Origin of the sequence: Bradyrhizobium sp. 76, from assembly GCF_023073025.1 — a bacterium.
Lineage (GTDB): Bacteria > Pseudomonadota > Alphaproteobacteria > Rhizobiales > Xanthobacteraceae > Bradyrhizobium.
On sequence record NZ_JADPIS010000019.1, the window covers coordinates 105,638 to 132,366 of the forward strand.

Annotated in this window: 28 protein-coding genes; 14 read left to right on the forward strand and 14 right to left on the reverse strand. The window is 65.3% G+C overall.

The genetic code is table 11. The features are described 5' to 3' along the window. Window positions 1-6: 6 nt before the first annotated feature. From IVB48_RS06960 to IVB48_RS06970, 3 genes are read right to left on the reverse strand one after another with little or no spacing between them, the layout of a single operon-like run. A complete protein-coding gene (locus tag IVB48_RS06960) occupies window positions 7-2,262 on the reverse strand; it encodes a xanthine dehydrogenase family protein molybdopterin-binding subunit (protein WP_247398821.1) in 2,256 nt (751 codons plus the stop codon). Next, window positions 2,249-3,310: a xanthine dehydrogenase family protein subunit M gene (locus IVB48_RS06965; RefSeq protein ID WP_247398824.1), complete on the reverse strand. Its 1,062-nt coding sequence runs from the start codon at window positions 3,308-3,310 to the stop codon at window positions 2,249-2,251. The genes IVB48_RS06960 and IVB48_RS06965 overlap by 14 nt, the downstream gene beginning before the upstream one ends. Further along, window positions 3,307-3,804, reverse strand: a complete 498-nt coding sequence (locus IVB48_RS06970; RefSeq protein ID WP_027568188.1) for a 2Fe-2S iron-sulfur cluster-binding protein — start codon at window positions 3,802-3,804, stop codon at window positions 3,307-3,309. Before IVB48_RS06970 ends, IVB48_RS06965 begins: the two co-directional genes overlap by 4 nt. Window positions 3,805-4,044: 240 nt before the next feature. Here IVB48_RS06970 and IVB48_RS06975 point away from each other — a divergent pair, with 240 nt between their 5' ends. Continuing rightward, complete coding sequence (locus tag IVB48_RS06975; protein WP_027568189.1) at window positions 4,045-4,683, forward strand: TetR/AcrR family transcriptional regulator; 639 nt, start codon at window positions 4,045-4,047, stop codon at window positions 4,681-4,683. 53 nt (window positions 4,684-4,736) lie between these two features. Next, window positions 4,737-5,144 carry a DUF4864 domain-containing protein gene (locus IVB48_RS06980; protein WP_247398827.1) on the forward strand — a complete coding sequence of 136 codons (408 nt, stop codon included), beginning with the start codon at window positions 4,737-4,739 and terminating at the stop codon, window positions 5,142-5,144. Here the strand turns inward: IVB48_RS06980 and IVB48_RS06985 are convergent. Next, a complete protein-coding gene (locus tag IVB48_RS06985; RefSeq protein ID WP_247398831.1) occupies window positions 5,141-6,406 on the reverse strand; it encodes an MFS transporter in 1,266 nt (421 codons plus the stop codon). The genes IVB48_RS06980 and IVB48_RS06985 overlap by 4 nt on opposite strands. A gap of 152 nt (window positions 6,407-6,558) precedes the next feature. Here IVB48_RS06985 and IVB48_RS06990 point away from each other — a divergent pair, with 152 nt between their 5' ends. From IVB48_RS06990 to IVB48_RS07025, 8 genes are all read left to right on the forward strand, one after another. After that, window positions 6,559-7,005 carry a hypothetical protein gene (locus IVB48_RS06990; RefSeq protein ID WP_346658970.1) on the forward strand — a complete coding sequence of 149 codons (447 nt, stop codon included), beginning with the start codon at window positions 6,559-6,561 and terminating at the stop codon, window positions 7,003-7,005. A gap of 77 nt (window positions 7,006-7,082) precedes the next feature. Continuing rightward, complete coding sequence (locus tag IVB48_RS06995) at window positions 7,083-7,367, forward strand: hypothetical protein (protein ID WP_027568193.1); 285 nt, start codon at window positions 7,083-7,085, stop codon at window positions 7,365-7,367. A gap of 9 nt (window positions 7,368-7,376) precedes the next feature. After that, entirely contained in the window at window positions 7,377-8,798 is a 1,422-nt protein-coding gene (locus IVB48_RS07000) for a TolC family protein (protein ID WP_247398838.1), read from the forward strand. 13 nt (window positions 8,799-8,811) lie between these two features. Next, window positions 8,812-10,149, forward strand: a complete 1,338-nt coding sequence (locus IVB48_RS07005; protein WP_247398841.1) for a copper oxidase — start codon at window positions 8,812-8,814, stop codon at window positions 10,147-10,149. A 35-nt stretch (window positions 10,150-10,184) separates the two neighbouring features. Then, entirely contained in the window at window positions 10,185-10,640 is a 456-nt protein-coding gene (locus IVB48_RS07010) for a cupredoxin family protein (protein ID WP_027568196.1), read from the forward strand. Between the two features lie 16 nt (window positions 10,641-10,656). After that, window positions 10,657-10,959, forward strand: a complete 303-nt coding sequence (locus tag IVB48_RS07015) for a copper-binding protein (protein WP_247357241.1) — start codon at window positions 10,657-10,659, stop codon at window positions 10,957-10,959. Window positions 10,960-11,306: 347 nt separating this feature from the next. Beyond that, window positions 11,307-13,448, forward strand: coding sequence for a flagellar biosynthesis protein FlhA (gene flhA, locus IVB48_RS07020; RefSeq protein WP_027568198.1), 2,142 nt, complete (start codon window positions 11,307-11,309; stop codon window positions 13,446-13,448). Between the two features lie 295 nt (window positions 13,449-13,743). Beyond that, complete coding sequence (locus IVB48_RS07025; protein WP_007600553.1) at window positions 13,744-13,944, forward strand: hypothetical protein; 201 nt, start codon at window positions 13,744-13,746, stop codon at window positions 13,942-13,944. A gap of 299 nt (window positions 13,945-14,243) precedes the next feature. Here the strand turns inward: IVB48_RS07025 and IVB48_RS07030 are convergent, their stop codons facing one another. The 6 genes from IVB48_RS07030 to fliI form a co-directional block, all read right to left on the reverse strand. Further along, complete coding sequence (locus IVB48_RS07030; protein ID WP_247398844.1) at window positions 14,244-15,464, reverse strand: NAD(P)/FAD-dependent oxidoreductase; 1,221 nt, start codon at window positions 15,462-15,464, stop codon at window positions 14,244-14,246. A 141-nt stretch (window positions 15,465-15,605) separates the two neighbouring features. Beyond that, window positions 15,606-16,565, reverse strand: coding sequence for an AraC family transcriptional regulator (locus tag IVB48_RS07035; RefSeq protein WP_247282571.1), 960 nt, complete (start codon window positions 16,563-16,565; stop codon window positions 15,606-15,608). Between the two features lie 349 nt (window positions 16,566-16,914). Beyond that, window positions 16,915-17,967, reverse strand: coding sequence for an anti-sigma factor (locus IVB48_RS07040; protein ID WP_247398848.1), 1,053 nt, complete (start codon window positions 17,965-17,967; stop codon window positions 16,915-16,917). A gap of 51 nt (window positions 17,968-18,018) precedes the next feature. Then, window positions 18,019-18,564 (reverse strand): sigma-70 family RNA polymerase sigma factor, encoded by a 546-nt coding sequence (locus tag IVB48_RS07045; RefSeq protein WP_027568201.1) that lies wholly within the window; start codon window positions 18,562-18,564, stop codon window positions 18,019-18,021. Between the two features lie 178 nt (window positions 18,565-18,742). Then, window positions 18,743-19,162, reverse strand: coding sequence for a flagellar export protein FliJ (fliJ, locus tag IVB48_RS07050; RefSeq protein ID WP_007600546.1), 420 nt, complete (start codon window positions 19,160-19,162; stop codon window positions 18,743-18,745). A gap of 133 nt (window positions 19,163-19,295) precedes the next feature. Then, window positions 19,296-20,621, reverse strand: coding sequence for a flagellar protein export ATPase FliI (fliI, locus tag IVB48_RS07055; RefSeq protein ID WP_106946294.1), 1,326 nt, complete (start codon window positions 20,619-20,621; stop codon window positions 19,296-19,298). 415 nt (window positions 20,622-21,036) lie between these two features. On the opposite strand from fliI, the gene IVB48_RS07060 reads away from it, so the two are divergent. The 4 genes from IVB48_RS07060 to IVB48_RS07075 all read left to right on the forward strand — a co-directional run bounded on the left by IVB48_RS07060 (window position 21,037) and on the right by IVB48_RS07075 (window position 23,901). Further along, complete coding sequence (locus tag IVB48_RS07060) at window positions 21,037-21,738, forward strand: response regulator transcription factor (RefSeq protein WP_007600544.1); 702 nt, start codon at window positions 21,037-21,039, stop codon at window positions 21,736-21,738. A gap of 170 nt (window positions 21,739-21,908) precedes the next feature. Further along, a complete protein-coding gene (locus IVB48_RS07065) occupies window positions 21,909-22,313 on the forward strand; it encodes a DUF350 domain-containing protein (RefSeq protein ID WP_027568203.1) in 405 nt (134 codons plus the stop codon). A 1-nt stretch (window position 22,314) separates the two neighbouring features. Then, window positions 22,315-22,737, forward strand: a complete 423-nt coding sequence (locus tag IVB48_RS07070; protein ID WP_247398851.1) for a hypothetical protein — start codon at window positions 22,315-22,317, stop codon at window positions 22,735-22,737. A gap of 3 nt (window positions 22,738-22,740) precedes the next feature. Then, window positions 22,741-23,901 carry a glutathionylspermidine synthase family protein gene (locus IVB48_RS07075; protein ID WP_247398854.1) on the forward strand — a complete coding sequence of 387 codons (1,161 nt, stop codon included), beginning with the start codon at window positions 22,741-22,743 and terminating at the stop codon, window positions 23,899-23,901. Window positions 23,902-23,949: 48 nt separating this feature from the next. Here the strand turns inward: IVB48_RS07075 and IVB48_RS07080 are convergent, their stop codons facing one another. The 4 genes from IVB48_RS07080 to IVB48_RS07095 all read right to left on the reverse strand — a co-directional run. Continuing rightward, on the reverse strand, window positions 23,950-24,822 hold the full coding sequence (locus tag IVB48_RS07080) for a protein-glutamate O-methyltransferase CheR (RefSeq protein ID WP_247398857.1): 873 nt from the start codon (window positions 24,820-24,822) through the stop codon (window positions 23,950-23,952). Beyond that, complete coding sequence (locus IVB48_RS07085; protein ID WP_247398860.1) at window positions 24,819-26,021, reverse strand: chemotaxis response regulator protein-glutamate methylesterase; 1,203 nt, start codon at window positions 26,019-26,021, stop codon at window positions 24,819-24,821. Before IVB48_RS07085 ends, IVB48_RS07080 begins: the two co-directional genes overlap by 4 nt. Window positions 26,022-26,094: 73 nt before the next feature. Beyond that, window positions 26,095-26,460 (reverse strand): response regulator, encoded by a 366-nt coding sequence (locus IVB48_RS07090; protein ID WP_007600538.1) that lies wholly within the window; start codon window positions 26,458-26,460, stop codon window positions 26,095-26,097. 73 nt (window positions 26,461-26,533) lie between these two features. Beyond that, on the reverse strand, window positions 26,534-26,729 hold a 196-nt coding region (locus IVB48_RS07095), incomplete at its 5' end, for a chemotaxis protein CheW (RefSeq protein WP_247282563.1).

Consider the following 26,729-nt stretch of genomic DNA (forward strand, 5'->3'; position numbering starts at 1 on the left):
TGAAGGCTACGTCAGCAACTCCTCGATCCGGATCGGGAAGCGGCGGACACGCACGCCCGTCGCATGCCAGACGGCGTTAGCGACTGCCCCTGCACTGCCGGTGATGCCGATCTCGCCGACACCCTTGATGCCGAGCGCGTTCACGTGCGGATCGTGCTCATCGACCGTGATCACGTCGAGCGGCGGCACGTCGGCATTCACCGGGATATGGTACTCGCCGAGATTGGCGTTCATGATCCGGCCGGTGCGGCGGTCGGTGATTGCTTCCTCGTGCAAGGCGAAGGATAGGCCCCAGATCATGCCACCGAACAGCTGGCTCTGCACCATGCGCGGGTTGACGATCCGTCCCGCGGCGAAGGCGCCGAGCATGCGGGTGACGCGGACCTGGCCGAGTTCGGGATCGACCTTCACCTCCGCGAACACCGCGCCATGGGCGTGCATCGCATACTCCTCCATCGCCGCCGGATTCGGCGCGCCGGTGCCACGCGCCTCGACCTCGGCGACGCCGGCGCGCGCCAGAATCTCGGAATAGCTTTCGCCGCGGCTCTCGTCGTCGCGCCGGATCAACCTGCCATCGCGCGCGATCACGCCGGCGTTGCCGGCGCCGAACAGCGGCGAGTGCTCGTCACCGGTGGCGAGATCGGCGAGTTTCGCAATCACGGCCGCGCCTGCGCTGTGGATCGCAGCACCCGCGGTTGCCGTATGTGCCGAGCCGCCGGCAATGCCGGCATCGGGCAGGTCGGACGACCCCGCCTTGAACTCGACGCGATCGATATCAAGCCCGAGTTCGTCGGCCGCAATCTGCGCAAGCGCCGTCCAGGCGCCCTGCCCCATGTCATGCGCGCCGATTTCCATGGCGCCGGAGCCGTCGCGGCGAAGCACCGCACGTGCCTCGGCCTGGAACATGAGCGCCGGGAACGTCGCGGTGCCCATGCCCCAGCCAACCAGAAGACCATCGTCGTCGCGCATCTGCCGCGGCTGGAGCGGTCGCTTCGCCCAGCCGAAGCGCGCAGCGCCTTGCTCGTAGCAGGCGCGCAGCGCCTTGGACGAGAACGGTTTGCCGGTGATGGGCTCGACCTCGGCATAGTTCTTCAGACGAAAGGCGAGCGGATCGAGGCCGCAGTCCCAAGCCATCTCGTCGATCGCGCTCTCCAGCGCGATCGAGCCGGTCGCCTCGCCGGGCGCGCGCATGAACAAAGGCGTCCCCGTGTTGACACGCACGGCATCATGCGAGGTGCGGATCGCAGGTGCCGCATAGAGCGTGTGCGAGGCATCGGCCGCGGGCTCGTAGAAATCGTCGAACGTGCTCGACACGGTGCGCGCGTGGTGATCGAGCGCGGTCAGGCGCCCCTCGCCATCGGTGCCGATGCGCAGCCGCTGCCGCGTCGGCGCGCGATGGCCGACCGGGCCGTACATCTGCTCGCGGCGCAGCACCAGCTTGACCGGTTTGCCGACGAGCTTTGCCGCCATGATGCCGAGGACCGGCGGGCCGGCCATGAGTCCCTTCGAGCCAAACCCGCCGCCGAGGAACGGGCTGCGGATGTGGATCTTGTCGTGCGCGATGCCGAACAATTCGGCAACACGCGCCAGCGACAGCATGAGACCCTGCGTCGGCATGTCGATCTGCAGATTGTCGCCATCCCAGGCAGCCACGATCGCATGCGGCTCCATTGCATTGTGATACTGCGGCGGCGTTTCGTAGACCGCGTCGATACGCTTCTCGGCCGACGCAAGTCCCGCCTCCACATCGCCGCGATGATTTTCCGTGGGGTTGCCGACGCCGACGACAGGCGGCACGAAGCTTTCACCCGCATCGAGCCCAATGAGCGCAGGCAGCGTCTCGTAGCGCGGCGCCAGCAGCGCGGCGCCTTCCGTGGCCGCCTCGAGCGTTTCGGCAATCACGACCGCGATCGGCTGGTTGGCGTAGCGGACCTCGTTGCTCTGCAGGACCTCCATCCGGAATACGAATGGATTGGTCTTGATCTCGGGGTCGATCGCGAGCTCAGGCTTGTGGTCTGACGTCATGACATCGACGACGCCGGGGTGGCGCTTGGCAGCGCTGACATCGAGCGAGGTCACGCGGCCGCGCGAAATGCTGGCGACGGCCATTACCGCAAACAGCATGCCGGGCGGATGATTGTCGGCGGCGTAGGTCGCCTGGCCCTTGACCTTGAGGACCCCGTCGCGGCGGGTCAACGGCTGGCCGATGTTCGAGCCGTGACGCAGATGAACGGGCGCGCTGGTGAGATTAAGTTCGGGCATGAATGGCTCCGGACGTCGAGGCAAAGGGAGAGGCCGGCAGCGCGGGGATGCGCACGGGCGTACCGGCGGCAGCGAGGCTCAGCGCGCGCACGATGATGCGGCGCGCGAGCTCGATCTTGAAGGCGTTGTCGCCGGACGGTTTTGCGTCGGCGAGCGCGCGCGAGGCGGCTTCCTGGAAAGCGTCCACCGTGGGCGCGACGTTCCTGAGCACGTCCTCCCCAGCGCGGGCGCGCCAGGGCTTTGCGGCGACACCGCCGAGCGCAAGCCGCGCCTCCGCGATCTTGCCGTTCTCGATCCGCAGCGCGGCCGCAGCCGAGACGACGGCAAACGCGTAGGACGTTCGATCGCGGACCTTGAGATAGCGCACATGCGCGGCAAAGCCCCGCGCAGCGGGCGGCAGACGCACCGCCACGATCAGATCCCCCGGTTCAAGCGCCGATTCACGCTCGGGCGTATCTCCGGGCAAGCGATGAAGTTCGTCGAGCGCGATCTCGCGCCGCCCGCTCCTGCCTTCGATCTCGACGATGGCGTCAAGCGCGACCAAGGGTACGCAGAAGTCGGATGGGTGCGTTGCGATGCAGTTTTCGCTCCAGCCGAGCACGGCGTGGGTGCGGTTCTCGCCGTCACGCGCGTCGCAACCGCTGCCGGCCTCGCGCTTGTTGCAGCGGCTGGCGGTGTCATAGAAATACGCGCAGCGGGTCCGTTGCAGCAAATTGCCGCCGACGGTCGCGGCATTGCGCAATTGCGCCGATGCGCCGGAGAGCAGCGCTTCGGCGACGGCCGGATAGGACTTTGCGAAGTCGGCGTCATGCGCAAGATCGGCGTTGCTCACCAGTGCGCCGATACGCATACCACCGTCGGCGAGACGCTCGATCCGATCGAGGCCGTCGAGATGGGTGACGTCAACCAGACGATCCGGACGGCTGACGCCGCCCTTCATCAGATCGAGCAGATTAGTGCCGGCGGCGAGATAGGCGGCGCCCGGCTGCGCGGCGGCGGCGACGGCCTCGGCGACCGTGGCCGGCCTGACGTAATCAAACTGCTTCATGCGGAGCGCCTCTGGTTGGATTCGTCCATGCCGGCCTGCGCGTCGAGCACGGCATCGACGATGCCGGCATAGGCGCCGCAGCGGCACAGATTGCCGCTCATGCATTCGCGAATGCGCTCGGGATCGTTGCCGGCCTGCGCCTCGCTCATCATGCCGATCGCGCTCATGATCTGGCCGGGCGTGCAGAAGCCGCACTGAAATCCGTCATGGGCGATGAAGGCGGCCTGCACGGGGTGAAGCTGGTCGCCGCGCGCCACGCCCTCGATTGTGAGGATGTCGGCGCCGTCATGACTGATCGCGAGCGCGAGGCAGGAGTTGATGCGCTTGCCGTCGACGAGAATGGTGCAGGCGCCGCATTGGCCGCGGTCGCATCCCTTCTTGGTTCCGGTCAGATGGAGGCGCTCACGCAGGAGATCGAGCAGCGTGACGCGCGGATCGTCGAGGACGAAGTCGCGCCGCGCACCGTTCACGGTGAGGCTGATGGAGTGGTTCATATAAGGCTCCGATCAGATATGGACATGAGTCGTCGCGCAGCGCGCCACCGCCGTGGCCGCCGTCGACATGCGCCCCCCGAACATCATCCGGGGCAACGACTTCAGCGAAGATACGGAGGCAGCCTCCGTTTAACAAGGGCCGGCGGGAAATATTTGGAATTCGTCAAAAGCCCGTGCGCATCAACGCGATGCAGCCCCACAAGGGTTCAATCTAACCAATTCGTGATCTACACTGCCGGCATGGACGAGCACACCGACCAGACCCGGAAGCCCCGCGCCGATGCCGTGCGCAATCGCGAGCGCGTGCTCGAGGCCGCCAAGGCCGTGTTCAACGCGGGTGGTCCCGAGGCGAGCCTGGAGGCGGTGGCAAAACGTGCCGGCGTCGGCATCGGCACGCTCTATCGGCATTTCCCGACCCGCGAGGATTTGTTCGAGGCGGTGTACCGGCGCGAGGTCGAGCAGCTCAGCGAGCTCGCCGAGCAGTTGAAGAACGGGGACCCGGTCGATGCGCTCAGGCGCTGGCTGCACTCAGGCGTCGAGTTCGTTGCCACCAAGAAGGGCATGGTCGCAGCCTTGGCACTCGCGGTGCAGAGCGGGTCGGAGTTGCATGCCTTTTCTTTTGAGCGCCTGACCAAGGCGATCGGCTCGCTGCTCGACCGCGCAGCCGCGGCCGGCGCGATGCGCGCAGACATAAGTCCCGAGGACTTGCTGCGCGCGTTCTTCGGCATGTGCTACATGCACGACCAGCCCGGCTGGCAATCCTCGGTGCTGCGGATGCTCGACGTGTTCGTCGACGGTTTGCGGGTGCAGCCTGTCGTGAAGGCCAAGGTCCGCGTGGCCGCCAAGCCCGCGAAGCCGGCTGCAAAGCGGAACCGATAGCCGACGAGATGTGCTAGGATCGGCGCCGCCGGGATTTCAACGCGGAGCCTGTCATGCGCATCGCCGCCTTGCTGGTCTTTCTTAGTGTCGCCTTCGGTCCCATCTCCGCACGCGCCGACGATGTCGCGACGGCACAGGATATCATCCGCGCCCAGGAGCAGGCATTCGGCCGCGACGACGCGCGCGCGGCCTATTCCTACGCCGCGCCGGCGATCCGGGAGATCTTCCCCGCGCCCGACATCTTCATGTCCATGGTGCAAAACGGCTACCCGCCGGTCTATCGGCACAAGAGCTTTGAATTTGGCGACAGCAAGAGCGAGGGCAGCCGCATTGCCCAGCACGTTCATATCATCGATGCCAATGGCGAAGCCTGGGAAGCGCTCTACACGCTCGAGCAGCAACCGGACGGCAGCTACAAGATCACGGGTTGTTCGCTGCTGAAGGCGGGACAGGCAGTCTAGGTCGCAAAACCCGGGCCGGTCCTGACGGCATTCATCCGCGAGCGGATCAGCAGCGTCAGAACGATGCCGATATTGAGTGCGTTCCACGCCACGCCGTTGGTGAACGCCGCTGCGTAGGAGCCTGTGGCGTCGAAGATGACGCCCGAGACCCAGCCGCCGAACGACATGCCGAACACGGACGCGAAGATCACGATGCCGACTCGGGTTGCGGCCTCGCTCGCAGGCATCGCCTCGCGCACGATGATGGCATAGCTCGGCACGATGCCGCCCTGGAACAGGCCGAACATCGCGGAGATCAGATAGAGCGAGGTCAGGCTGTCAAAGAACAGGTAGAATACGAGCGCGAAGCCCTGCGCCAGCGCACCTATCAGAAGCGTCGGGATGCCGCCGATCTTGTCGGCGAGATAGCCCGAGCCGATCCGGCTGACGATGCCGCAGGCCATCATCAGCGACAGCATCTCGGCGCCGCGCGCCACGCCATATCCGAGATCGCCGCAATAGGCGACGATATGCACTTGCGGCATTGCCATGGCGACGCAACAGGAAATGCTGGCGATCGAGAGCAGCACCGTCAGCGTGTTGGTCGAGAGCTTGAGGTCGACCCGCGGCGGCGCTGCATCGGCATGATCGTGGACCTTGTCGTGGCCCATCTGCGCGCGCAGGACCAGCACCAGGATGGTCATCAGGCTGACGCAGACGAGGCCGATGCCGATATGAGTGAAGCGCCAGCCGATCGTCTGCATGCCCGTGCTCACGAGCGGCGGCCACATCGTGCCGGCGACATAATTGCCGCTCGCGACGATGGTCACGGCCAGGCCGCGATAGCGCTCGAACCAGTGCGAGGCCTCCGCCATCAGCGGCGCGAAGGTCGCGGAGGTGCCGAGCCCGATCAGGAAATACGCCGCCACGAACTGCCAGAGCTGGGTGGACAGACCCGCCAGCACATTGGCGACCCCGAGGAAGGCGATGCTGATCGCGATCGCCGCCACGATGCCGAACCGGTCGGTGATCCTGCCGGCGATGACGCCGCCAAGCCCGAAGCCGAACATCATCAGGGTGAAAGCCAGCGACACCGCACCGCGCGTCGCGGAGAATTCGGCCTGCACCGCAGGAATCATGACGACGATCGCCCACATGCCGACGCCGCCGATCGAGCCGATCAGAAGCGCAATGACGAGGCGCATCCAGGCCTGACGCGAATCAGGGGTGAATGCTTCGGGTGTTTGTCCTGATTGATTTGGTGCGTGCACGGGCGGGACCATGGCCCGCGGATCACCACAGGGTCAACCATTGTGGCGCGATATTGGGCATGCACGGTGCACTGCGGTAAGATGGAGCTTGGCGAACGCGCGTTTTGTCATTATTTTGCAAATCAGCGCGTGCAACATTGCCGCGCGAAGAGCATGTCGGCGGAATGTTGCTGCGATTGACACGATCGATGCGGATCAGGGTGGGGCGCGTCATTGCCCTCGCCTATCTGTTCTGCGTGCTCGCGCCGGCCGCAAGCCTCGCCTGGGGTAGCGCTCCAGCACCGTGCCTCGACGACGCGCTTGTCGCCGACCGCGTGCCGGTGCATCACCAGATGCAGGCCGGCCACACGCATGACGGCGCCTCGCATGACCACGCCGGGCCGCATGCGCATCACCAGGCCGCCGCGCAGGACGTGCCCCCGGCCCCTCATCATCACGGCGGCAAGGGTACGGCGGGACCGTGCTGCGCGATGATGTGCGTGAGCGCGTTGCCGGCCGACCTGCCCAGCGTCGCAAAGCCGCTTCAGCCGGTTTCCGCCTGCTCGCCCGAGATCGTGGCCAGCCTGCACAGCGCGGCGCCGCCCCTGCACTACCGCCCTCCCATCGCCTGATCTGACACGCGACGACGTCAGGCCGAGCGCGCATCCGCGCGCGAGCCTGTGGTCTCCAGACAGATCAGGGATGACTCATGCTTACGCTTTCCGGGGCGAAGTCCGCCGCTGCATTCGCGGCGCGGGGACGACACTTTCGATTCAATTGGCCGCTGCTGGCCGCGACTGCATTGGCGTTATCCGGCTGCATGCCGGCAACGACACGAGTCGCCGGCGCTGATCCTGCCGATCCCACGGCCAAGGTCGCGCGCGCCGGCTATCGTTCGACGATTGCGCCCTACACCAGCCTGCGGCCCGCGACGCCGGCACCCTGGCGCGAGCGCAACGAGAGCGTCGCGCCGCAACCCAAACAAGACCGGTAGGAGCGCGCCATGACACACCGTCTCGCGCCAAGCCTGCTCGTTCTTGCCTCGCTCGGCTTGTCGGGCTGCGCGGCCTTCTCGCCCGACAGCGGCATGAATGCCGTCTCGGAGCTGACGAGCCAGACCATCAACAAGGATGTCGCCTTCGTGCGAACGGCCGAGGGAGCCGGCGCGGTCGACGCGCGCGTTCGCCAGCTGCTGTCGCGAACACTCAGCGTCGAGACCGCCGTGCAGATCGCACTGCTCAACAACAAGGCGCTTCAAGCCGCCTATAACGAGCTCGCGCTGGCCGAGACCGATCTCGTCGAGCAGAGCCTGCCGCCCAACCCCGTGTTCTCGGTCTCGCGGATCTCGGGCAATGGCGCCAGCGAAATCGAACGTCAAATTGTCGGCGACATCCTCGCGCTCGCCAGCCTGCCGTTCCGCTCGGAGATCGCCCGCGACCGTTTCCGCCAGGCGCAATTGCGAGCTAGCCTCGCGACGTTACGGCTTGCCGCCGATGTCCGCCGCGTCTATTGGCGCGCCGTTGGCGGCAACGAGACGGTGGCGTTGCTGACGGATGCGAAGGCGACGGCGGAATCGACCGCACAGCTCGCGGTCAAGCTCGGCGAAACCGGCTCGATCAACAAGCTCGATCAGGCCCGTGAACAGGTGTTTTACGCCGAAACCACCGCCGACCTCGCCACCGCGCGACAGACGGCGACGAGCGCGCGCGAAAAGCTGGCGCGCCTGATGGGGCTGTGGGACGGCGGCCTCGACTTCCGGCTGCCCAATCAACTGCCGCCGCTGCCGCGCCGGCCGCAGGCTTTGCCGTCGATTGAAGCCGACGCGGTCGCCCATCGCATCGACCTTCAGATCGCGCGGCTCGAGCTGACGGCGCTGGCGAAGTCGCTGAACCTCACCGAGGCGACGCGCTTCGTGACACTGCTCGATCTCGCCGGCATCTCCCGCCGCACCCGGGATCCGGAAGGCGCGCCGTTCCGCGAGCGCGGCTTCGACGTGCAGTTTCAGATCCCCATCTTCGACGGCGGCGAGGTGCGGGTGCGGCAGGCGGCGGAGACCTACAATTTCGCCTTCAACCGGCTGACCGAACGCGCCGTGAATGTACGCTCCGAGGCGCGCGATGCTTATCGGGTCTATCGCTCCGGCTACGACATCGCCAGCCACTATCAGCGCGAGATCATCCCCTTGCGAAAGATCATCACCGAGGAGATGCAGCTCCGCTTCTCCAGCATGCAGGTCGACATTTTCGCGCTGCTCACCGAGGCGCGACAGCGGCTCGCGTCGCTGCGCGGTGCGATCGATGCGAAGCAAAGATTTTTCCTTGCCCAATGCGACTTGCAGACCGCCGTGAACGGCGGCGGCGCGCCCGCTGACGGCGACAGTTCAACCACTCTCGCCGCGGCAGCGCCTGCCGATGGCGGTCACTGACATGGAGGCCAACATGTTTTCCCGCCGAGGATTTTTGGGGAGCGCCGCGCTCGCCGGCGCATCCGTCGTCAGCGGCCGCACACAGGCCGCCTCCATTCCGGAAGCCCCGCACATGGACAAGGTCGTGATGCAGCCACCGCTGCACCCCGTCAGCGGGCCGGACTATCGCCCCGTCGTCACGCTGAACGGCTGGTCGCTGCCGTTCCGGATGAACGGCGACTGGAAAGAATTCCATCTCGTCGCCGAGCCCGTGGTGCGCGAATTCGCCGAGGGCATGAAGGTGAATCTGTGGGGCTATAACGGCCAGTCGCCGGGACCGACGATCGAGGTCGTCGAGGGCGACAAGGTCCGCATCTTCGTGACGAACAGGCTGCCCGAATACACCACCGTGCACTGGCACGGCATGATCATTCCCAGCGGCATGGACGGTGTCGGCGGATTGACGCAGCCGCACATCCAGCCGGGGAAAACCTTCGTCTACGAGTTCGAGATGAGGAAGAGCGGGACCTTCATGTACCACCCGCATTCCGACGAGATGGTGCAGATGGCGATGGGCATGATGGGCATGGTCGTCGTGCATCCGCGCGACCCGAGCTTTCGCCCGGTCGACCGCGACTTCGTCTTCGTCATGAGCACCTATCGCGTCGATCCCGGCACTTATCTGCCGCGCGTCAACGAGATGACTGACTTCAACATGTGGACCTGGAATGCGCGGGTGTTTCCCGGCATCGATCCGCTGCCGGTCAGGCTCGGCGACAAGGTGCGCGTGCGCATCGGCAATCTCAGCATGACCAACCATCCGATCCATTTGCACGGCCACAGCTTTGCGGTGACCTGCACCGACGGCGGCTGGATTCCGGAGAGCGCGCAATATCCGGAGACGACGACGGACGTACCGGTCGGCGCTGTCAGAGTGTTCGACGTGCTCGCCGACAACCCCGGCGACTGGGCGTTTCACTGCCACAAGTCGCATCACACCATGAATGCGATGGGACACGACATGCGCAACATGATCGGGGTGTCGCGCAAGGATCTCGCCAAGGCCGTCGGCAAGCTCGCGCCTGACGGCATGGCGATGGGCTCGACCGGCATGGCGATGGGCAACATGGAGATGCCCGCGCCCGACAACACGCTGCCGATGATGACCGGCACCGGTCAGTTCGGCCCGATCGAGATGGGCGGCATGTTCACCGTGATGAAAATCCGCGAGGGCCTCGCGCGCGATGATTATCGCGATCCGGGCCCCTACCAATTCCCGCAAGGCACCGTCGCCTACGAAGTCACGCCGCCGGCCCCGGAGCCCGTGCGGCAACAACCAGGCGGACCGCCGATGAAGAACATGAAGATGTGAGCGTTTCGATGAACCACCACCAACTGGAGACACCAATGAAGACGACGATCAAGCTCGGTCTCGCGCTGGCCGCGCTTTCCACCGCGCCGGCCTTTGCCCACGACCAGCACGGGCACGGCACCTTTTCGGCCGGCGAGCCCGGCGATCCCAAGAAGCCCGCGCGCACGATCGAGATCCTGCTGAACGAGATGGACTATGCCCCCGCCAGGATCGAGGTCAAACGCGGCGAGCAGATCCGCTTCGTGCTGCGCAACGTCGGCAAGGAGGACCATGAATTCCTGCTCGCCACCACCAAAGAGAATCTCGCGCATGCGGTGGAGATGAAGAAGCATCCGCACATGGAGCACGACGATCCCAACGGTGTCAGGCTCGCACCGAGCAAGACAGCCGAGATCCTCTGGAAGTTCAGCAAGGCCGGCACGTTCGAATTTTCCTGCCTGATACCCGACCACCGCGACTACGGCATGGTCGGCCACGTCACCGTGAAATAACGCAAGGGAGGTCACCATGAATCGCATCATCCGCATCGCCGCCGCACTGTCGCTGGCCGTCGGCCTTGCCACAGGTGCCCTGGCAGCCCAGGGCGCCGCCATCAGCGGCGAGGTCAAGAAGATCGACGAGGGCGCCGGCAAGATCACGCTCAAGCACGGGGCCGCGAAGAACCTCGGCATGGATGAACCCATGACCATGGTCTACCGCGTCAAGGACCCGGCCGTGCTCAAGCAGGTGAAGGTCGGCGACAAGGTGACCTTCGAAGCCGAGGAGGCGACTTCGGGCTATACGGTGACCCGGATGGAGAAGGCGAAGTAGGGCTACTTGCTCCGTCCGCGGATTTCGGCCCCAGACGCTTCCACAAGTCATGGCCGGGCTCGTCCCGGCCATCCACGCCTTCGGCGAGACAAGCCGGGCATGACGACTGCTTGCCTGCCAGATGGCCGAAATACCCCGGTCAGCCCCATGCCGCGGCCTTTATTAACCGTTTGCTAACCATACACCCGGCAAGAATTGCCCAGTGGAGTCGAGTGTCGTCAGCCGCGTAGAACGGGGATTGCCCTGTGGACGCCAGTGCGGTGCCTCACTTTCGGAACGGCGGCCCTTCGGCCGCCGCGCAGACATTTGGGGCGCGCGGACGGCAGTCGCGCGGAGGGGCAGCTACCATGGTCGACGTCACCGCGGGACAGGGCGTAGGCGGCACAAACGCCGGTTTCCCCACCCTTGCCGAGATCGGCAACATCCTCAAGCGCGGCGATATCGCGCTCGCGCTCGGCGTCCTCACCATCCTGGTGGTACTGATCCTTCCGCTGCCCGCGATCGTGCTGGACCTGTTCCTGGCGATTTCGATCACGCTCTCGATCCTGATCCTGATGACGTCGCTGTTCATCCAGGCGCCGCTGGAATTCTCCGCTTTCCCGACCGTCCTGCTGATCTCGACCATGCTGCGGCTGTCGCTGAACATGGCCTCGACCCGGCTGATCCTGTCGCACGGGCACGAGGGCACGGATGCCGCCGGTCACGTCATCGAGGCCTTCGGCAGCTTCGTGATGGGCGGCAATTTCGTCATCGGCATCATCGTCTTCGCCATCCTGATCATCGTCAACTTCGTCGTCATCACCAAGGGTTCGGGCCGCATCGCCGAAGTCGCGGCGCGCTTCCACCTCGACGCCATGCCCGGCAAGCAGATGGCGATCGACGCCGACCTCTCCGCCGGACTGATCGACGAGGCGGTCGCCAAGCAGCGGCGCAAGGATTTGGAGGACGAGAGCGGCTTCTTCGGCGCCATGGACGGTGCCTCCAAATTCGTCCGCGGCGACGCCATCGCCGGCCTCCTGATCGTCTTCATCAACGTCGTCGGCGGCATGATCATCGGCGTGGCGCAGCAGGGCCTGTCCTTTGCCGACGCCGGCCGCAGCTACACGCTGCTGACCGTGGGTGACGGCCTCGTGACCCAGGTGCCGGCGCTGATCGTTTCGACCGCGGCCGGCCTGCTCGTCTCCAAGGCCGGCGTGTCCGGCGCCGCCGACAAGGCGCTGATGAAGCAGTTCTCCGGATATCCGCAGGCGCTGGCGATGTCCGCGGCGGTCATGCTGGTGCTGGCGGCCCTGCCGGGCATCCCGACCCTCCCCTTCCTGGCGCTCGGCTCCGGCGCCGGTGCGCTCGCCTGGCACGCCCGCAACCGCAACCGGGCAACTGCCAGGGCTGAGGAAGTTGCGAAGACCGCACCTGCGCCGGGAACGCCGGGTGCAGCCGGCTCCGCTGCGGCGGAGGAGCCGATCTCCGCGGCGTTGAAGATCGACGACCTCAAGATCGAGCTCGGCTATGCCCTGCTGCCGCTGGTCAACGGTCCCGACGGCACCGATCGCCTCACCGAGCAGATCAAGGCGCTGCGCCGCTCGCTCGCGATCGAGATGGGTTTCGTGATGCCCGCCGTGCGCATCCTCGACAACGTCCAGCTCGAAGCCAACACCTACATCATCAAGATCAAGGAGGTTGACGCCGGCACCGGCAAGATCTGGCCGAGCCAGTTCATGGTCATGGACCCCGGCGGCAGCCAGGTGCAGGTGCCCGGCATCCACACCACCGAGCCGACCTTCGGCCTGCCCGCGACCTGGGTCGATGCCAGCCTCAAGGAGGAGGCCTCGCTCAAGGGCTATACCGTCGTCGACGCCGCGACCGTGCTCTCGACCCACCTCACCGAGCTGCTCAAGGCCAACATGTCGGACCTGCTCTCCTATGGCGAGGTGCAGAAGCTGCTCAAGGAGCTGCCGAAGGAGCAAGGCGAGCTGGTCAAGGACATCGTCCCGGGACAGGTCACCGTCTCCGGCATCCAGCGTGTGCTGCAGCTGCTGCTCGCCGAGCGCATCTCGATCCGCGACCTCTCGACCATCCTCGAAGGCATCGCCGACTCGCTCGCCTTCTCGCGCAATCCGGCCACCATGGTCGAGCACGTCCGCGCCCGCCTGGCACGACAGATCTGTGCGCAGAACACCTCTTACAGCGGCTACCTGCCGCTGATCGCGCTGTCGGCGCGGTGGGAACAAGCCTTCGCCGAATCCATTATCGGCCAGGGCGAGGAGCGCAGCCTCGCGATGCAGCCCTCGAAGCTGTCGGAGTTCATGACCGGCGTGCGCGAGGCCTTCGAGCGCGCCGCCCGCGAAGGCGAGGCCCCGGTGCTGGTCACCTCTGCGGCAATTCGTCCCTTCGTGCGTTCCCTGGTCGAGCGGTTCCGGGCCCAGACGACCGTGCTGTCGCAGGCTGAAATCCATCCCAGGGCGAGACTGAAAACGGTCGGAAGCATCTGATTTGCCTTAAGAAGCCGTGTGTTTTTTGGCCACATGCAAATGGTTTTTAAGCTTTTGGCGCCTTGCCGATCAACGGTCGGGAAGGCGCCTGACAGACACATTACAGCTTTGAAATAATTGCAAAATTGCACGATCTTAGAGTCGCTTTTGATCGCGGCTTCTCACGTCCTGTCACGCTCTTGTGATCGCCTCTTGGGAACGAATCCTCCCAATACTAGGTTGTTGGGCACCGGAAGCATGAACCTGCCCAAACACGCAGGCGACTACTTCGGGTAGATGGCGGCAGGAGCCTTCCATGAACCACTCGATTTACAGCGCAGATCGTTCGACCCACCTCAAGATCGTGGTTGTCGCGCTCGTTGCCGGCATCGCGGTGGCGGGTCTCGGGATCACCGCGCGTACGAGTTCGGATGAAGGCCTGACCCAGACCGCTCGCGTCATGAAGGCCGGCAAGCCGATCGCTATCACCAGTTCGAACGTGTCCCTCGTTCGCTAAGGAGATTTGAGCTTCAGGAATTCACGCGGCTCTTTATCAGCCCCCCAAAGTCGCCACGTGGATATGTAGACGACCCCAACCCCAAGTCGACTACAGAAAGCGCCCGCCCCCCACGGGCGCTTTCTCATGTCCGGGGTATGCCGTCATCGTGAGCGCACGCGCGTCCAGCTCCGTCATTGCGAGGAGCTCTTGCGACGAAGCAATCCAGAATCCCTCCGCAGAGACATTCTGGATTGCTTCGCTACGCTCGCAATGACGAAGGAAAACGTACCGCCGTCACCCCCCAACGGGCACCGATACTACCGCGCCCCATAAGTCGGCGGCGGCGCCTGCACGGTCGGCGCGGCTGCCGCGAACAGCTCGTCCTTGCGCCCCGAGAGCGGCGGATAGATGCGCCTGCGGTTGATGGTCTGCTTGGTTGCCTTCGCGGCGGCGCCACTGGCGCGGACTTCGCGGTCCCACCCTTCCGTATAGAGCGCGCCCCAGACGCCGAGATCGAGCACGGTCACGTACCAGTCGATCCGTAGCGGCAGCATCGGCAGGCCCGCGAGATCGGCGACCACATTGTGGCCGGCGAAGCGGCCCATGGGACGCGCGAACTGGCAGGACATCAGGGTCGGATGCAAGCCGTCGACCACGCTCGAGGCGACGTCGCCGGCCGCGAATACGCCGCCGACATCCGCGACCCGCATCATGGGATCGACCAGAAGCCGTCCAAGGCGATCGCGTGCGTCCGGGAAGCTCGCGGCCAAAGGGCTCGCGCGCATCCCCGCACACCAGATCACCGTCCGCGTCGGAATGAACTCGCCCGAGCTCAGGCGCAGGCCGGCGGCCTCGACGGAGACGACGCGGACGCCAAGCCGTGTCTCGACGTCGAGCGAGGCCAGCGCCGTCTCGATGACGGGACGCGCATGCGCACCGATGGTAGCGCCAACAGCCGGATTGGGATCGACCAGGATGATGCGGCGGCTGCCCGTGATGCCGGCGCGCGCCAGCCTGGCGGGCATCTCGGCCGCGACCTCGATGCCGGTGAAGCCGGCGCCGACCACGACGATCGTCGAGCGCCCCGGTGCGGGCACGCTGCGTCCGAGCGAGGTGAGATGATCCTCGAGGTGCAGCGCTGCTGCATAAGTGTCGACATCGAAAGCATGCTCGGCAAGGCCGGGAATGTCCGGACGCATCACTTCGCTGCCGAGCGCCAGCACCAGCCCGTCATAAGCCAGCGTCTCGTCGCCGCCACCCGTGACCAGCGAAATCTCGCGCCGTGCCGGATCGATGGCTTCGACCTCGCCGATCCCGTGACTGACGCCGATCGGATCGAGCAGTTGCGGCAGCGGAAGCGCGACCTCGCTGAGGTCTGCCTCGTAATTGCGGACGCGGATGTTGTGATAGGGATTGCGATCGATGACACGAATCTCGATGTCACCGCCGGACGCGCCGATCTCTTCGCGCTTGCGTGCGGCACCGATGGCCGCCCACAGACCTGCAAACCCGGCGCCGAGCACGACGATACGCGCCATGTCCGTTGACTGCATTTCCCAAGAGAGCGACGAGGAAGCGACGAACGATCGAGCCGTCTGACCGCGCAGACAGATATAACTCATCCGGCCGGGCGGACCAACTGCGGTGGCACCGGCGCGCCGCACAAATTCTCGGCGCGCTCAGGCCTCGCGCAGTTCCGACGGCGTCGCGGCAAAGCGCTTGCGGAAAGCGCGGTTGAAATAGGACAGATCGGAGAAACCCGACGAATGCGCGATGTCGCTGATCTTGCGGGTCCTGGCGCGGGGATCGCCGAGCAGCTTGCGCGCCTGCAGCAGGCGCTGTTCCAGCACGAACTCGGTGAAGGTCGTTCCGGCCTGCTCGAACAGGCGCTGGGCCTGGCGCGGGCTCAGGCCGGAGCGCGTGGCAATCTCGGACAGGCAGAGATCGTTGCGGCCAAGCGCAGCCATCACGTCGGCGCGCATGAGATCGAGACGGGCCGCCGCATGACCTCGTCCGCGCGCGAGACTTGCATGCTCGGCGTCGGTGCCGAGCAGGAGGCCGACGAGATCGACCATGTGCTGCGCGGTGAGGCGCTGGCCGACGGCGTCGAGATGCGGCGCATGATGGGCGGCAAGGGAGTGGTAGCGCAAGATCGTCTCGGCGACCGCGCCGTCCGAGAGGACTTGCGACAGCTTGTCCTCGGCACGCGGATTGATGTCGAGCAGCGCGCGGCGCGGCATGCGGATGGTGGTGAAGCGATCTTCCTCGGTGTGACCGACGGTGCCGGTGATGCCCATGTCGACGAGCACCATCTGCGCCGGCGCAAGCTCCACGGCATGGCCGTTCTGGCCGACGCGGACGAGACCCGCATGCGCCGCGATCAGGACGAGATCGTCGCTGCCGTCGGCAAGGTGGCTTTGGGTGCGGGAATATTGCGCGGAGGCGCCTTCGGGAATGGCGAGCGCGATATTGTCGACCACGCTGACCTGGAGCCGGCAATCGATGCTGTCGCCCCGGCTCGGCCCGATATCCAGGCCGCAGGCCCCGAAAGTCCGCTCGCGCCAATGTTCGAAGGCCGGGCCGTGTGGCAATCCCGCGTATTGGTGAATGAAGATGCCCGACGTTTTCGCTGCATCCATCTGATTTCTCGCCCCTCTCCGGCACCATGATTGGGGGCGCCGACTGCAAATTCCGGGCATTTGACGCCGCGAAACGCGGAGAGGTTCAAATCGGGGGGCGGATTTGACGGGATTTGTCGGAAGACGACGGTGGGACGGACCGTGGCGACAGAAACCGATCAGGCATTGCTACGACCATGTTGAAGCGTCCAATGCTCCCGATGTCGTCCTGGACAAGCGAGCAGAGCGAGCGCCGATCCAGGACCCATTACCCCGGATTGAGTGGTTGCCCACCCGTGTGGCCACCGCTCACTCTTGCAACAAGCACTTGGGGTAAGGTCCTGGCTTTCGCCCGGACGACAATGGAAACCTACTTCTTGGCGGGCGGCTGCGACGGCGGCACGGTCTCGATCAGCTTGCCGGAAAACACCGGCGCCGAGGTCGGCTGGCCGTTCGGCGAACCGCCCGCCTGCTCGACGGTGACGGCGTAGGTCGCACCGTTGACGACGTCGGCATCGTACGAACCAAGCACCGGCCGTGCGGTGAAATCGCCGGCGCCGATCACGCCGAGCGAGCGCGGACGCGGCAGCTTGTCGGAGATCAGCCAGAGCTCGAAGCTCTTGCCGGGCTCCGGTGTCGCGCCGACCTTGCGCACCGTAAAGTTCTTGCTCGCACCGTCGATGGTGAGGATGAAGGCGGGACCTCCGCCCTGGCCCTGCAACAGCGCGACATATTGCGACGATACCGGGAGCGGCGCCGGTGTCTTCACCTCGACCGTCTGGATGCGCGCTGGCGGTCGCAAGCCGCCCGGCAGCGCGTCGGGCAGGAAGATCTGAAGCGACAGCGTCACGAGCAGCGCGGCCGCGAGCGCGCCGACGGCGGATGCGATGGTGCGCCAGCGCTTCACGCGGCCCTCGAGCCGGATCACGTTGCTGTTGTCGGCAACCGGCGGCGGTGGCGCACGCACGACATCCGGGTTCGGCGCGTGGACCTGCGGCATGAAGATCGGCACGACGTCGGGTATCGCATCGGACTCAAGTCGCGCCGCGGCGGGCTGCTCCACTTCGGGAGGCTGCGGCGGCGGTTGCTGCATAGTCTCCGACGGCACCTGCGGAGGCATGGTGTCGGGCGAGGAAAACTCCGGCACGGGTGGCGGCGGTGCTGCGTCCGGCAGCGCTGGCGGATCCTGCGCAAAGCCCGTCCGCGCGAGCTCGGACCTGATGTTCTCCCACACGATCGGACGCGGCTCGATCGAGCCGACCATCTGGTTGAGGACGCCGAGGCGGAATGCCCACGCCTGCACCAGATCGGCGAACCCCTTGTCCACCGCCATCATGGTCTCGACCTGCGCGCGCTCGCCGGCGTCGAGCGTGCCGAGCGCATATTCCGCGGCGAGCGCGATATGGTCCTCCGTATAGGCCATCACTTGCGGTCCAGACCCACCCTCACCGTATGAGCTCTCATAGTCCGAATCTCATAACCCGAGACATTCGCGAATATCCAACATGCTGCGCCGAAGCCACGTCTTCACCGTGTTGACGGGCGCCGCGAATTTCTCCGCCAGTTGCTCACGGCTCCAGCCGTTGTAATAGGCGAGAAGCACGAGCCTCTGACGGTCCGGCTCGAGCCGGCCGATACATTCGAGCAGCCGTCTCAATTCCTCAGTCATCTCCCGCCGCGCCAGCGGATCGGGGCTGTCGCTTGCGACTTCCATCGCCTGCGGCTCTTCCTCGATGGAGACTTCCGTCTTCTTGCGCACGATGTCGATGGCGCGGTTGCGCGCGATCGACGCCATCCAAGTGATCGGCGACGCGAGAGCGGGATTGAACTGGCCGGCGCTGTTCCAGATCTTGACGTAGGTCTCCTGAATGACCTCCTCTGCGAGATCCTGTCGGCGCAAGATACGGAGCACGACGCCATAGAGTTTCGCGCGCGTGGCGACGTAGAGGCGCTCGAACGCGGCCTGATCGCCCTGCGCCACCGCCCCAATCAGCCCGACCAGCTCTGCTGGCGTCAGCATTCAGCCCCCCAATGCGCAGCCCGTCGCGTTCCGCGCAGGCCCTGGCACTCCGCCACCATAGCGCGCGACAAAGCCGACCACCAAGGGGGCGCGGCGGCACACTGTGGACAGCACATGCAAAAACCCGGACCCATGGGTCCGGGTTCTGCAAATTCTCGCAGGTCTGGCGGCTAGCGTCTCAGGCGACGGCGCCCATGCGGGCACGCATCAGGCCGATGCTGTCGAGATCGGCCTGCTCGCGGGCGTTTTCCTCGGCGCGTTCGCGGGCTTGATCGCGCTCGTCGAGGAGCTCGACCTTCTTCAGCTCCTCGAAGGCTTCGGCCAGTGCAGCCTTGGCTTCGTCGAGCTGGCCCTTCAGCTCGTCGGCCGAGCGGGTCAGGTTCTCGCGACGCTGGATGGCAGCCTTGGCATAGGTCGGATAGGCGAAGTGCGAGGGATCGTTGATCCCGGCGCGCTCCTGCTCGGTCGAGATCTCGCGTTCAAGATCGGTCGACATCCGCTGGAAGTCGGCGATCATGGTCTCGATCTGGCTGACCCGGCGGCGCTTCTCGTCGACCTGAAACTTCTTCAGGCGGATGAGGGTATCACGTGACTTCATCGACTCGTACTCCCCAGAAGTCCCTTGGCTGCAAGAAACACACACATTGGGACAACACCGGTCTCCCCACAGGCCCGACGGGGGCCAAGACCGGCTCTGCTACTCTGTGGGATGGGATGATGACGGGACAAAGTTAGCGTTCCGTTTCCAAATTGCCGAGGATTTGCGCCAACTGGCGGTAGCCGTCCGCCAGCGATGCATTTTCGTCCTTGCGCTGGCGCAGGAAGGCTTCCAGCGGCTCGTGCAGGCGGATCGCCTCGTCGACCTCGGGGCTGGAGCCGGCGCGGTAGGCGCCCAGACGGATCAATTCCTCCATGTCGGCATAGGTCGCCATCACCGCCCGCGCCTTCTGGATGGTCGGCCAGAACTGCGGGTCGGCCGATTTCGGCATGGTGCGGGAGACGGATTTGAGGATGTTGATGGCGGGGTAGCGGCCGCGCTCGGCGATCGAGCGCTGCATCACGATGTGGCCGTCGAGGATGCCGCGGACGGCATCCGCGATCGGCTCGTTATGGTCGTCGCCATCGACCAGCACCGTGAAGATCGCGGTGATGGCGCCCTCTCCGAGGCCCGGGCCGGCGCGCTCCAGAAGCTTCGGCAGCTCGGTGAACACGGTCGGCGTGTAGCCCTTGGCGGTCGGCGGCTCGCCCGCGGACAGGCCGATCTCGCGCTGGGCCATCGCAAAGCGCGTCACCGAATCCATCAGGCAGAGGACGTCCTGCTCCTCGTCGCGAAAATATTCGGCGACCGCGAGCGTCAGATACGCGGCCTGGCGGCGCATCAGCGCCGGCTCGTCGGAGGTCGCGACCACGACCACGGAACGCGCGAGGCCCTCCTCGCCGAGATCGTCCTGCAAGAATTCCTGCACCTCGCGGCCGCGTTCGCCGATCAGCCCGATGACGCTGACGGCGGCATCGACGTTGCGCGCAAGCATCGACAGCAGCACCGACTTGCCGACGCCGGAGCCTGCGAAGATGCCCATGCGCTGGCCGCGGCAGCAGGTCAGGAAGGTGTTCATCGCGCGCACGCCGAGATCGAGCGGCGCGCCGACGCGCTTGCGCGAGTGCGCCGGCGGCGGCGAATTGCGGTACGGCATCGGCGCCGGGCCCTGCGGCAGCGGCCCCTTGCCGTCGATCGGCTCACCCAGCGCATTGACGACGCGGCCGAGCCAGGCCGCGCAAGGCCGCACCTGATTTGCGGCATTGGCGATGACGGCCTTGCAGCCGCGCCGCACGCCGTCGAGGCCGGCGAACGGCATCACGACGGCGTTGTTGCCGGAGAAGCCGATCACCTCGCAGGGGATGGAACGGTTGCCGCCGGTCTCGATCACGAGCCGCGCGCCGACCGACATCGCATGGATCGGTCCGGCCACCTCGACCATCAGGCCGCGCACGCCAACCACACGGCCATAAATATTGATGCCGTCAATATCGCCGATCTGTTCGGCAAGAGCCTTCATTAGAGGGCCTTCATGAGGTGATCGCCTTCATAATCCGGGGCTTCGTGGCGAAAACCTTAAGTTTCGCCATATTTCTGAACGGCGCTTAACTTCGTGTTTACCCGCATCGTTAATCATTGCGTCACTGTCTTTGTGACTGAGCGTGGCTCCCCTTCAGAAGAAGGCTGAGTCGCGGGAGTCGGTTAGGCCCGTCTCTTAAAGTGGAACTTGAACGCAACCGGATAACGAAAGCTGCTTCGCACACAAGACCTTAGGGCGATTCGACGAAAATTGCATCTACAGGGCTTGCGTTCCAGAATCAGAATTTGTTAACCATCTGTTGTCAGGATCCGAATCAGTTGTTCAAAGGCGTTTTGTTGTGTGCCGCGAATGCGGCCGACCTGACGCCCAGGAGCGGCGACTATGGGGAACTGGCATGCGCGTTTTGCTGATTGAAGATGACAGCGCCGTCGCGCAGTCGATCGAGCTGATGTTGAAGTCTGAGAGCTTCAACGTCTACACGACCGATTTGGGGGAAGAAGGCGTCGATCTCGGTAAATTATACGATTACGACATTATCCTTCTCGACCTCAACCTGCCCGACATGTCCGGCTACGACGTGCTCAAGCAGCTCCGGGTCTCCAAGATCAAGACACCCATTCTGATCCTCTCCGGCCTCGCCGGCATCGAGGACAAGGTCAAGGGTCTCGGCGTCGGCGCCGACGACTACATGACCAAGCCCTTCCACAAGGACGAGCTGGTTGCCCGCATCCACGCGATCGTGCGCCGCTCCAAGGGCCATGCCCAGTCGGTCATCCAGACCGGCGACCTCGTCGTCAACCTCGACACCAAGACGGTGGAAGTCGGCGGCCAGCGCGTGCATCTGACCGGCAAGGAATACCAGATGCTGGAGCTGCTCTCGCTCCGCAAGGGCACGACCCTCACCAAGGAAATGTTCCTCAACCACCTCTATGGCGGCATGGACGAGCCCGAGCTGAAGATCATCGACGTCTTCATCTGCAAGCTCCGCAAGAAGCTCGCGAATGCCTCCGAAGGCCGCAACTTCATCGAAACGGTGTGGGGCCGCGGCTACGTGTTGCGCGAGCCGCACGAGGTCGAAGAGCGCATTCCCGCCTGATCCTGGGTTTTACCCGCGAGCCCTTCGGGGCTTGCTCCTCCCAGCCTGGACCCCGCCGCAAATGGCGGGGTTTTGTTTTTTGGGGACACGAACGCGGCCTCATCGTCCTGCCGCCGTTGAACCGCTATCCTTCCCCCGCCGACGAATGGTCGCTGCACGATGGGGGAACGATGATCTTGCAATCACTCGCCGGCCTGCCCGCCTTCCTGGTCTATTTCTGCACCGGGCTGATCGCGATCGTGACGTATCTGTTCGTCTACACCCGCATCACGCCCTACAACGAATTCCAGCTGATCCGGGACAACGAGCCGGCCGCGGCGATCGCACTCGGCCTCAGCCTGCTCGGCTTCGTGGCGCCGCTGGTCAGCGCCATCGCGCATTCGGCCAATGTGCTGGATTGCCTGATCTGGGCGGTCATCGCGCTGATCGTGCAGATCATCGTGCTCTTTCTGGTGAGGGTGCCGGTGCCGAATCTGCCGGCGCGGATCGCGGCCGGCGAGCTTGCACCCGCGATCTGGCTCGGCCTGTCCTCGCTCGCCGCGGGCCTGCTCAACGCCGCCTGCATGATCTACTGACATGGCCGACAAGCCCTCCAAAAAGGAGTTCGGCAAGCGCCGGCCGGCGGCCGGACCGCCGCCTGCACAACAGCCGGTGAAGCGCTCCCGCCATGTCGCGCTGCTGGTGATGGGCTCGATTGCGGTCGGCACCACCGCCTACACGCTGATGCCGCGGCACAATTGCGAGCCCTCCGCTACCGGTGCGATAGTCCCCGGCGCCACGGTCTCCGGAGCCGCGCCGGTGCAGGCGAGCACCGCCTGCAGCAGCAGAAGTAGCTCGTCGGGCGGCGGCGGCAGCTCGCGCTGGTCGTCGCGATCGAGTTTCTTCAGCAGCGACTCCTCGAGCCATTCCTCGTCCGGAGCCTCGTCCGATTCAGGCTCCGGCGGCGTGAGCCGCGGCGGCTTCGGCTCGTTTGGTCATGGCTTCTCTGGCGGCGGCTGACCCATGCAACGCATCGTCTGCCCCGAGCGCGACGACTGGCGGCAGACCGCTGAACAATGCGGCTTCGCCTTCCACACCATCGACGGCGAGCGCTATTGGGACGAGCGCGCCTACTATGCCTTCACGCTCGACGAGATCGAGCGCGGCATCGAGGCGCCGACCGGCGAGATCGACGCGATGTGCCTGGAGCTCGCCGGCCGGGTCATCGGCGACGAGCGCCATCTGCAGCGCTTGAAAATACCGGACGCGTTCTGGAGCCTGATCGCCGAGAGCTGGGCACGAGACGACCGCAGCCTCTATGGCCGGCTCGATCTGAAATTCGACGGCAAGGGACCGGCAAAGCTGCTCGAATACAACGCCGACACGCCGACCTCGATTTTCGAAGCCGCTGTGTTTCAATGGACCTGGCTCGAACAAGCGATTGAACGGCGCATCATCCCGTCGCGGGCCGACCAGTTCAACTCCATCCACGAACGACTGATCGAAGCCTGGAAGCAGATTGCAGCTAGCCGCCATGTCCATCTCACCGGCACCACGGGCAATGAGGAGGACGCCGGCACGCTCGCTTATCTCGAAGACACAGCGCGCCAGGCCGGACTGGCGACCACGCTGCTCGATATCGAGGCGATCGGCTGGCGCAATGACGCCGGCGGCTTCGTCGATCTCGACGACCGCGATATCGGGCTCGCCTTCAAGCTCTATCCCTGGGAATGGATGTTCCACGACAGCTTCGGCGCAAAGCTCAAGGACGCATCGACACGCTGGATCGAACCGCCGTGGAAGGCGGTGCTCTCCAACAAGGGCATCCTGCCGCTGCTCTGGGAGATGTTTCCGAACCATCCCAATCTGCTGCCGACGTTCTTCGAGGACGATCCGCGGGCAGCCGAGCTCGGCAGCTCCTATGTGCGCAAGCCACTGCTGTCGCGCGAAGGCGCCAACGTCACGCTGGTATCAGTCGGAATGCCGCTCGACGAGCAGGCAGGCCCCTACGGCGCCGAAGGATTCGTGCGGCAGGCGCTCGCGCCGCTGCCGAACTTCTCAGACTTCTATCCGGTGGTGGGAAGCTGGCTGGTCGATCACGAACCCTGCGGCCTATCGATCCGCGAGGACGAGAGCCCGATCACCGGCAACGGCTCGCGGTTTCTGCCCCATGCGATTTTGTGAAGTGCCTCTTCTTCCCTTCTCCCCTTGTGAGAAAGGGAAGAACGCATCTCACCGCGCCGCTGCAACCTTCAACGACGGCGGCATCAATCCGCCCATCGGGCGGCCGGAGCGCGTCGGGTTGAGCTGATAGAGACCACGACGCTCGGCGATCGGGCGGAACGCGTCGGTGATGCCGACGACGGATTCGGCGGCGCCCAACAGCAGCGTACCGTCGGCTTCCAAAACCTTCGCCATGCGCTCGAAGATCACGGCCTTGGTGTCCTGGTCGAAATAGATCAGCACATTGCGGCAGAAGATCACGTCGAACGTGCCGAGATGGGAGAAGTCCTGCAACAGATTGAGCTGGCGGAACTGCACCATCGCGCGGATGTCGGCATTGAGCTGCCAGACCTCCCCCGCTTGCGTGAAGTATTTCATCAGGTGCTGGATCGGCAGGCCGCGCTGCACCTCGAACTGGCTGTAGACGCCGGCCTTGGATTTCTCCAGCACCTCCTGCGACAGATCGGTGGCGACGATCTCGATGCGCCAGCCGGCGAAGGCTGCGCCCATCTCCTTCACGCACATCGCGATCGAATAGGGCTCTTGTCCCGTCGACGAGGCCGCCGACCAGATGCGCAGCGACTTGCGCGCCGCGCGCGCCCGAAGCAGCCCCGGCAGGATCGTTTCGCGCAAATGATCGAACGGGATCTTGTCGCGGTAGAAGAAGGTCTCGTTGGTGGTCATCGCCTCGACCACGTCGCTCGCAAGCCGCCCGTCGCCGTTCCTGATCTTCAGCACGAGATCGGGGATTCCGGCGAGGCTCGCCTTGCGGGCCAGCGGCAGCAGCCGGCTCTCGACCAGATACTGCTTGTCCGGCGAGAGATCGAGGCCGGAGCGCTCTTTCAGGAATTTGCGCAGATAGTCGTAGTCAACCGGCGTCACGAGCGGTCTCCCGCGAACAGGCGATTGACCCGGCTGCCGATCTGGTTGAGCGGCAGGATCGCCGCGCAGATGCCGGCATTGGCCGCCGCGCCCGGCATGCCCCAGACCACGCTGGAAGCTTCGTCCTGCGCGATCACGCTACCGCCGGCGGCGACGATGTCCTTGCCGCCGCGCATGCCGTCCGAGCCCATGCCCGTCAGGATCACGGAGAGGATGGCGCCGTGCCAGATATCGATGGCGGAGGTGAACAGCGGATCGACCGCGGGCTTGCAGAAATTGACTGCGGGACCGTCGTCGAGCGCGATCGCCACGTCGGCGCCGCTACGCACGACGCGCATGTGCTTGCCGCCCGGCGCAAGATAGATGCGACCCGGCTTCACCGGCTCGCCGTCGACGGCTTCGGCTGCCGGCTTGCGGCTCGTGCGTGCCAGATGCTCCGCGAGAATGGTGGTGAAGGTGGGCGGCATGTGCTGCGTGATCAGCACCGGGACGCGGTCGATCACGGGGCCGAGCTCGGCGACGAGCGCCATCAGCGCCTGAGGACCGCCGGTCGATGAGCCGATCAGCAGCACCTTCGGTGCCTGGGTCGAGAACGGACGCGTGGACAGCGGCGAGGACGACGACGGCGCATGCAGGGCCGGAGCCGCCGCGGACGCGGCAGGCCGCGCGACAAGCGGTCCACGTGCAGCCGGAGCCGGGCTTGCGGGCGCAAGCGGCGGGCTCGCAACCGCGGGCTTGCGGCGCAGCCGTGCGCCGAGGTGGCGGATTTTCTGGATCAGGTCGTGATGGAAGATGTCCGCAGCCGACGCCTCGCGCGTCGATTCCGGCTTCGGGATATAGTCGGCCGCGCCGAGCGACAGCGCCTTGAAACTGATCTCCGCGTTACGGCGGGTCAGCGTCGAGGCCATGATGATGACGAGATCGCGCTTCTTCGCCAGCAGTTGCGGCAGCGCGGAGATACCGTCGAGCTCGGGCATTTCGATATCGAGCACGGCAACGTCGGGGTTGATGCGTTCGATCTGGTTGACCGCCTCGAGCCCGGTACGCAGCGACGCCGCGACCTCCATGTCATGCTCGGCACCGATCCAGCGCGAGATCAGACCACGGATGACGACGGAGTCATCGACGACCATCACCCGCAACGGCCCGGCTTCCCGCGACGAGCCCGGGGTCGAATTACCTGCGAACGCAACACTCATTACTCACCAACTCAGACTGAAACGGTCAGTTGAAAACAAACGCCGAAGGAGCCGTTCAGCCTCCGGGGCGGTCTCAGATAAGGCCGACTTCCTGGAATTTCGCCGTCACGATGTCCTTGTCGAAAGGCTTCATGATGTACTCGTTGGCGCCCGCGTGCAGCGCGCGCGCGATATGCGCGACGTCGTTCTCGGTGGTGCAGAACACCACCTTGGGCTGGTCGCCACCAGGCATGCGCCGGAGATGGCCGAGGAACTCGTAGCCGTCCATCACCGGCATGTTCCAGTCGAGCAGGACCGCATCGGGCAAGCCGCGCTTGCAGGCCTCCAGCGCCTTCTCACCGTCCTCGGCTTCGAGGATCTGGAAGTCGAGGCCCTCCAGGATCCGGCGCGCAACCTTGCGGATGACGCTGGAATCATCAACGACGAGACAAGTTCGCATGTGAACCTCTGCTTCTCCCCCTTTTTGCGGGGGCACTTCCAATTGCAGGTACGTCGGCGGATGTGCCGGCGTATCAGGCCGCCATCATCTCGGGCGCGAGCTCGAGGACGCGATCGACGTCGAGGACGACCATGAGCTGGCCGTCGAGACGGTGGACACCGCCGGCGAGCTTGGCCATGCGGGGGTCGAGATTGACGGGGTTTTCTTCCATGCCGTCCTCGGCGAGCCGCAGCACTTCGCCGATCTGGTCGATCAGGAGGCCATAGGAT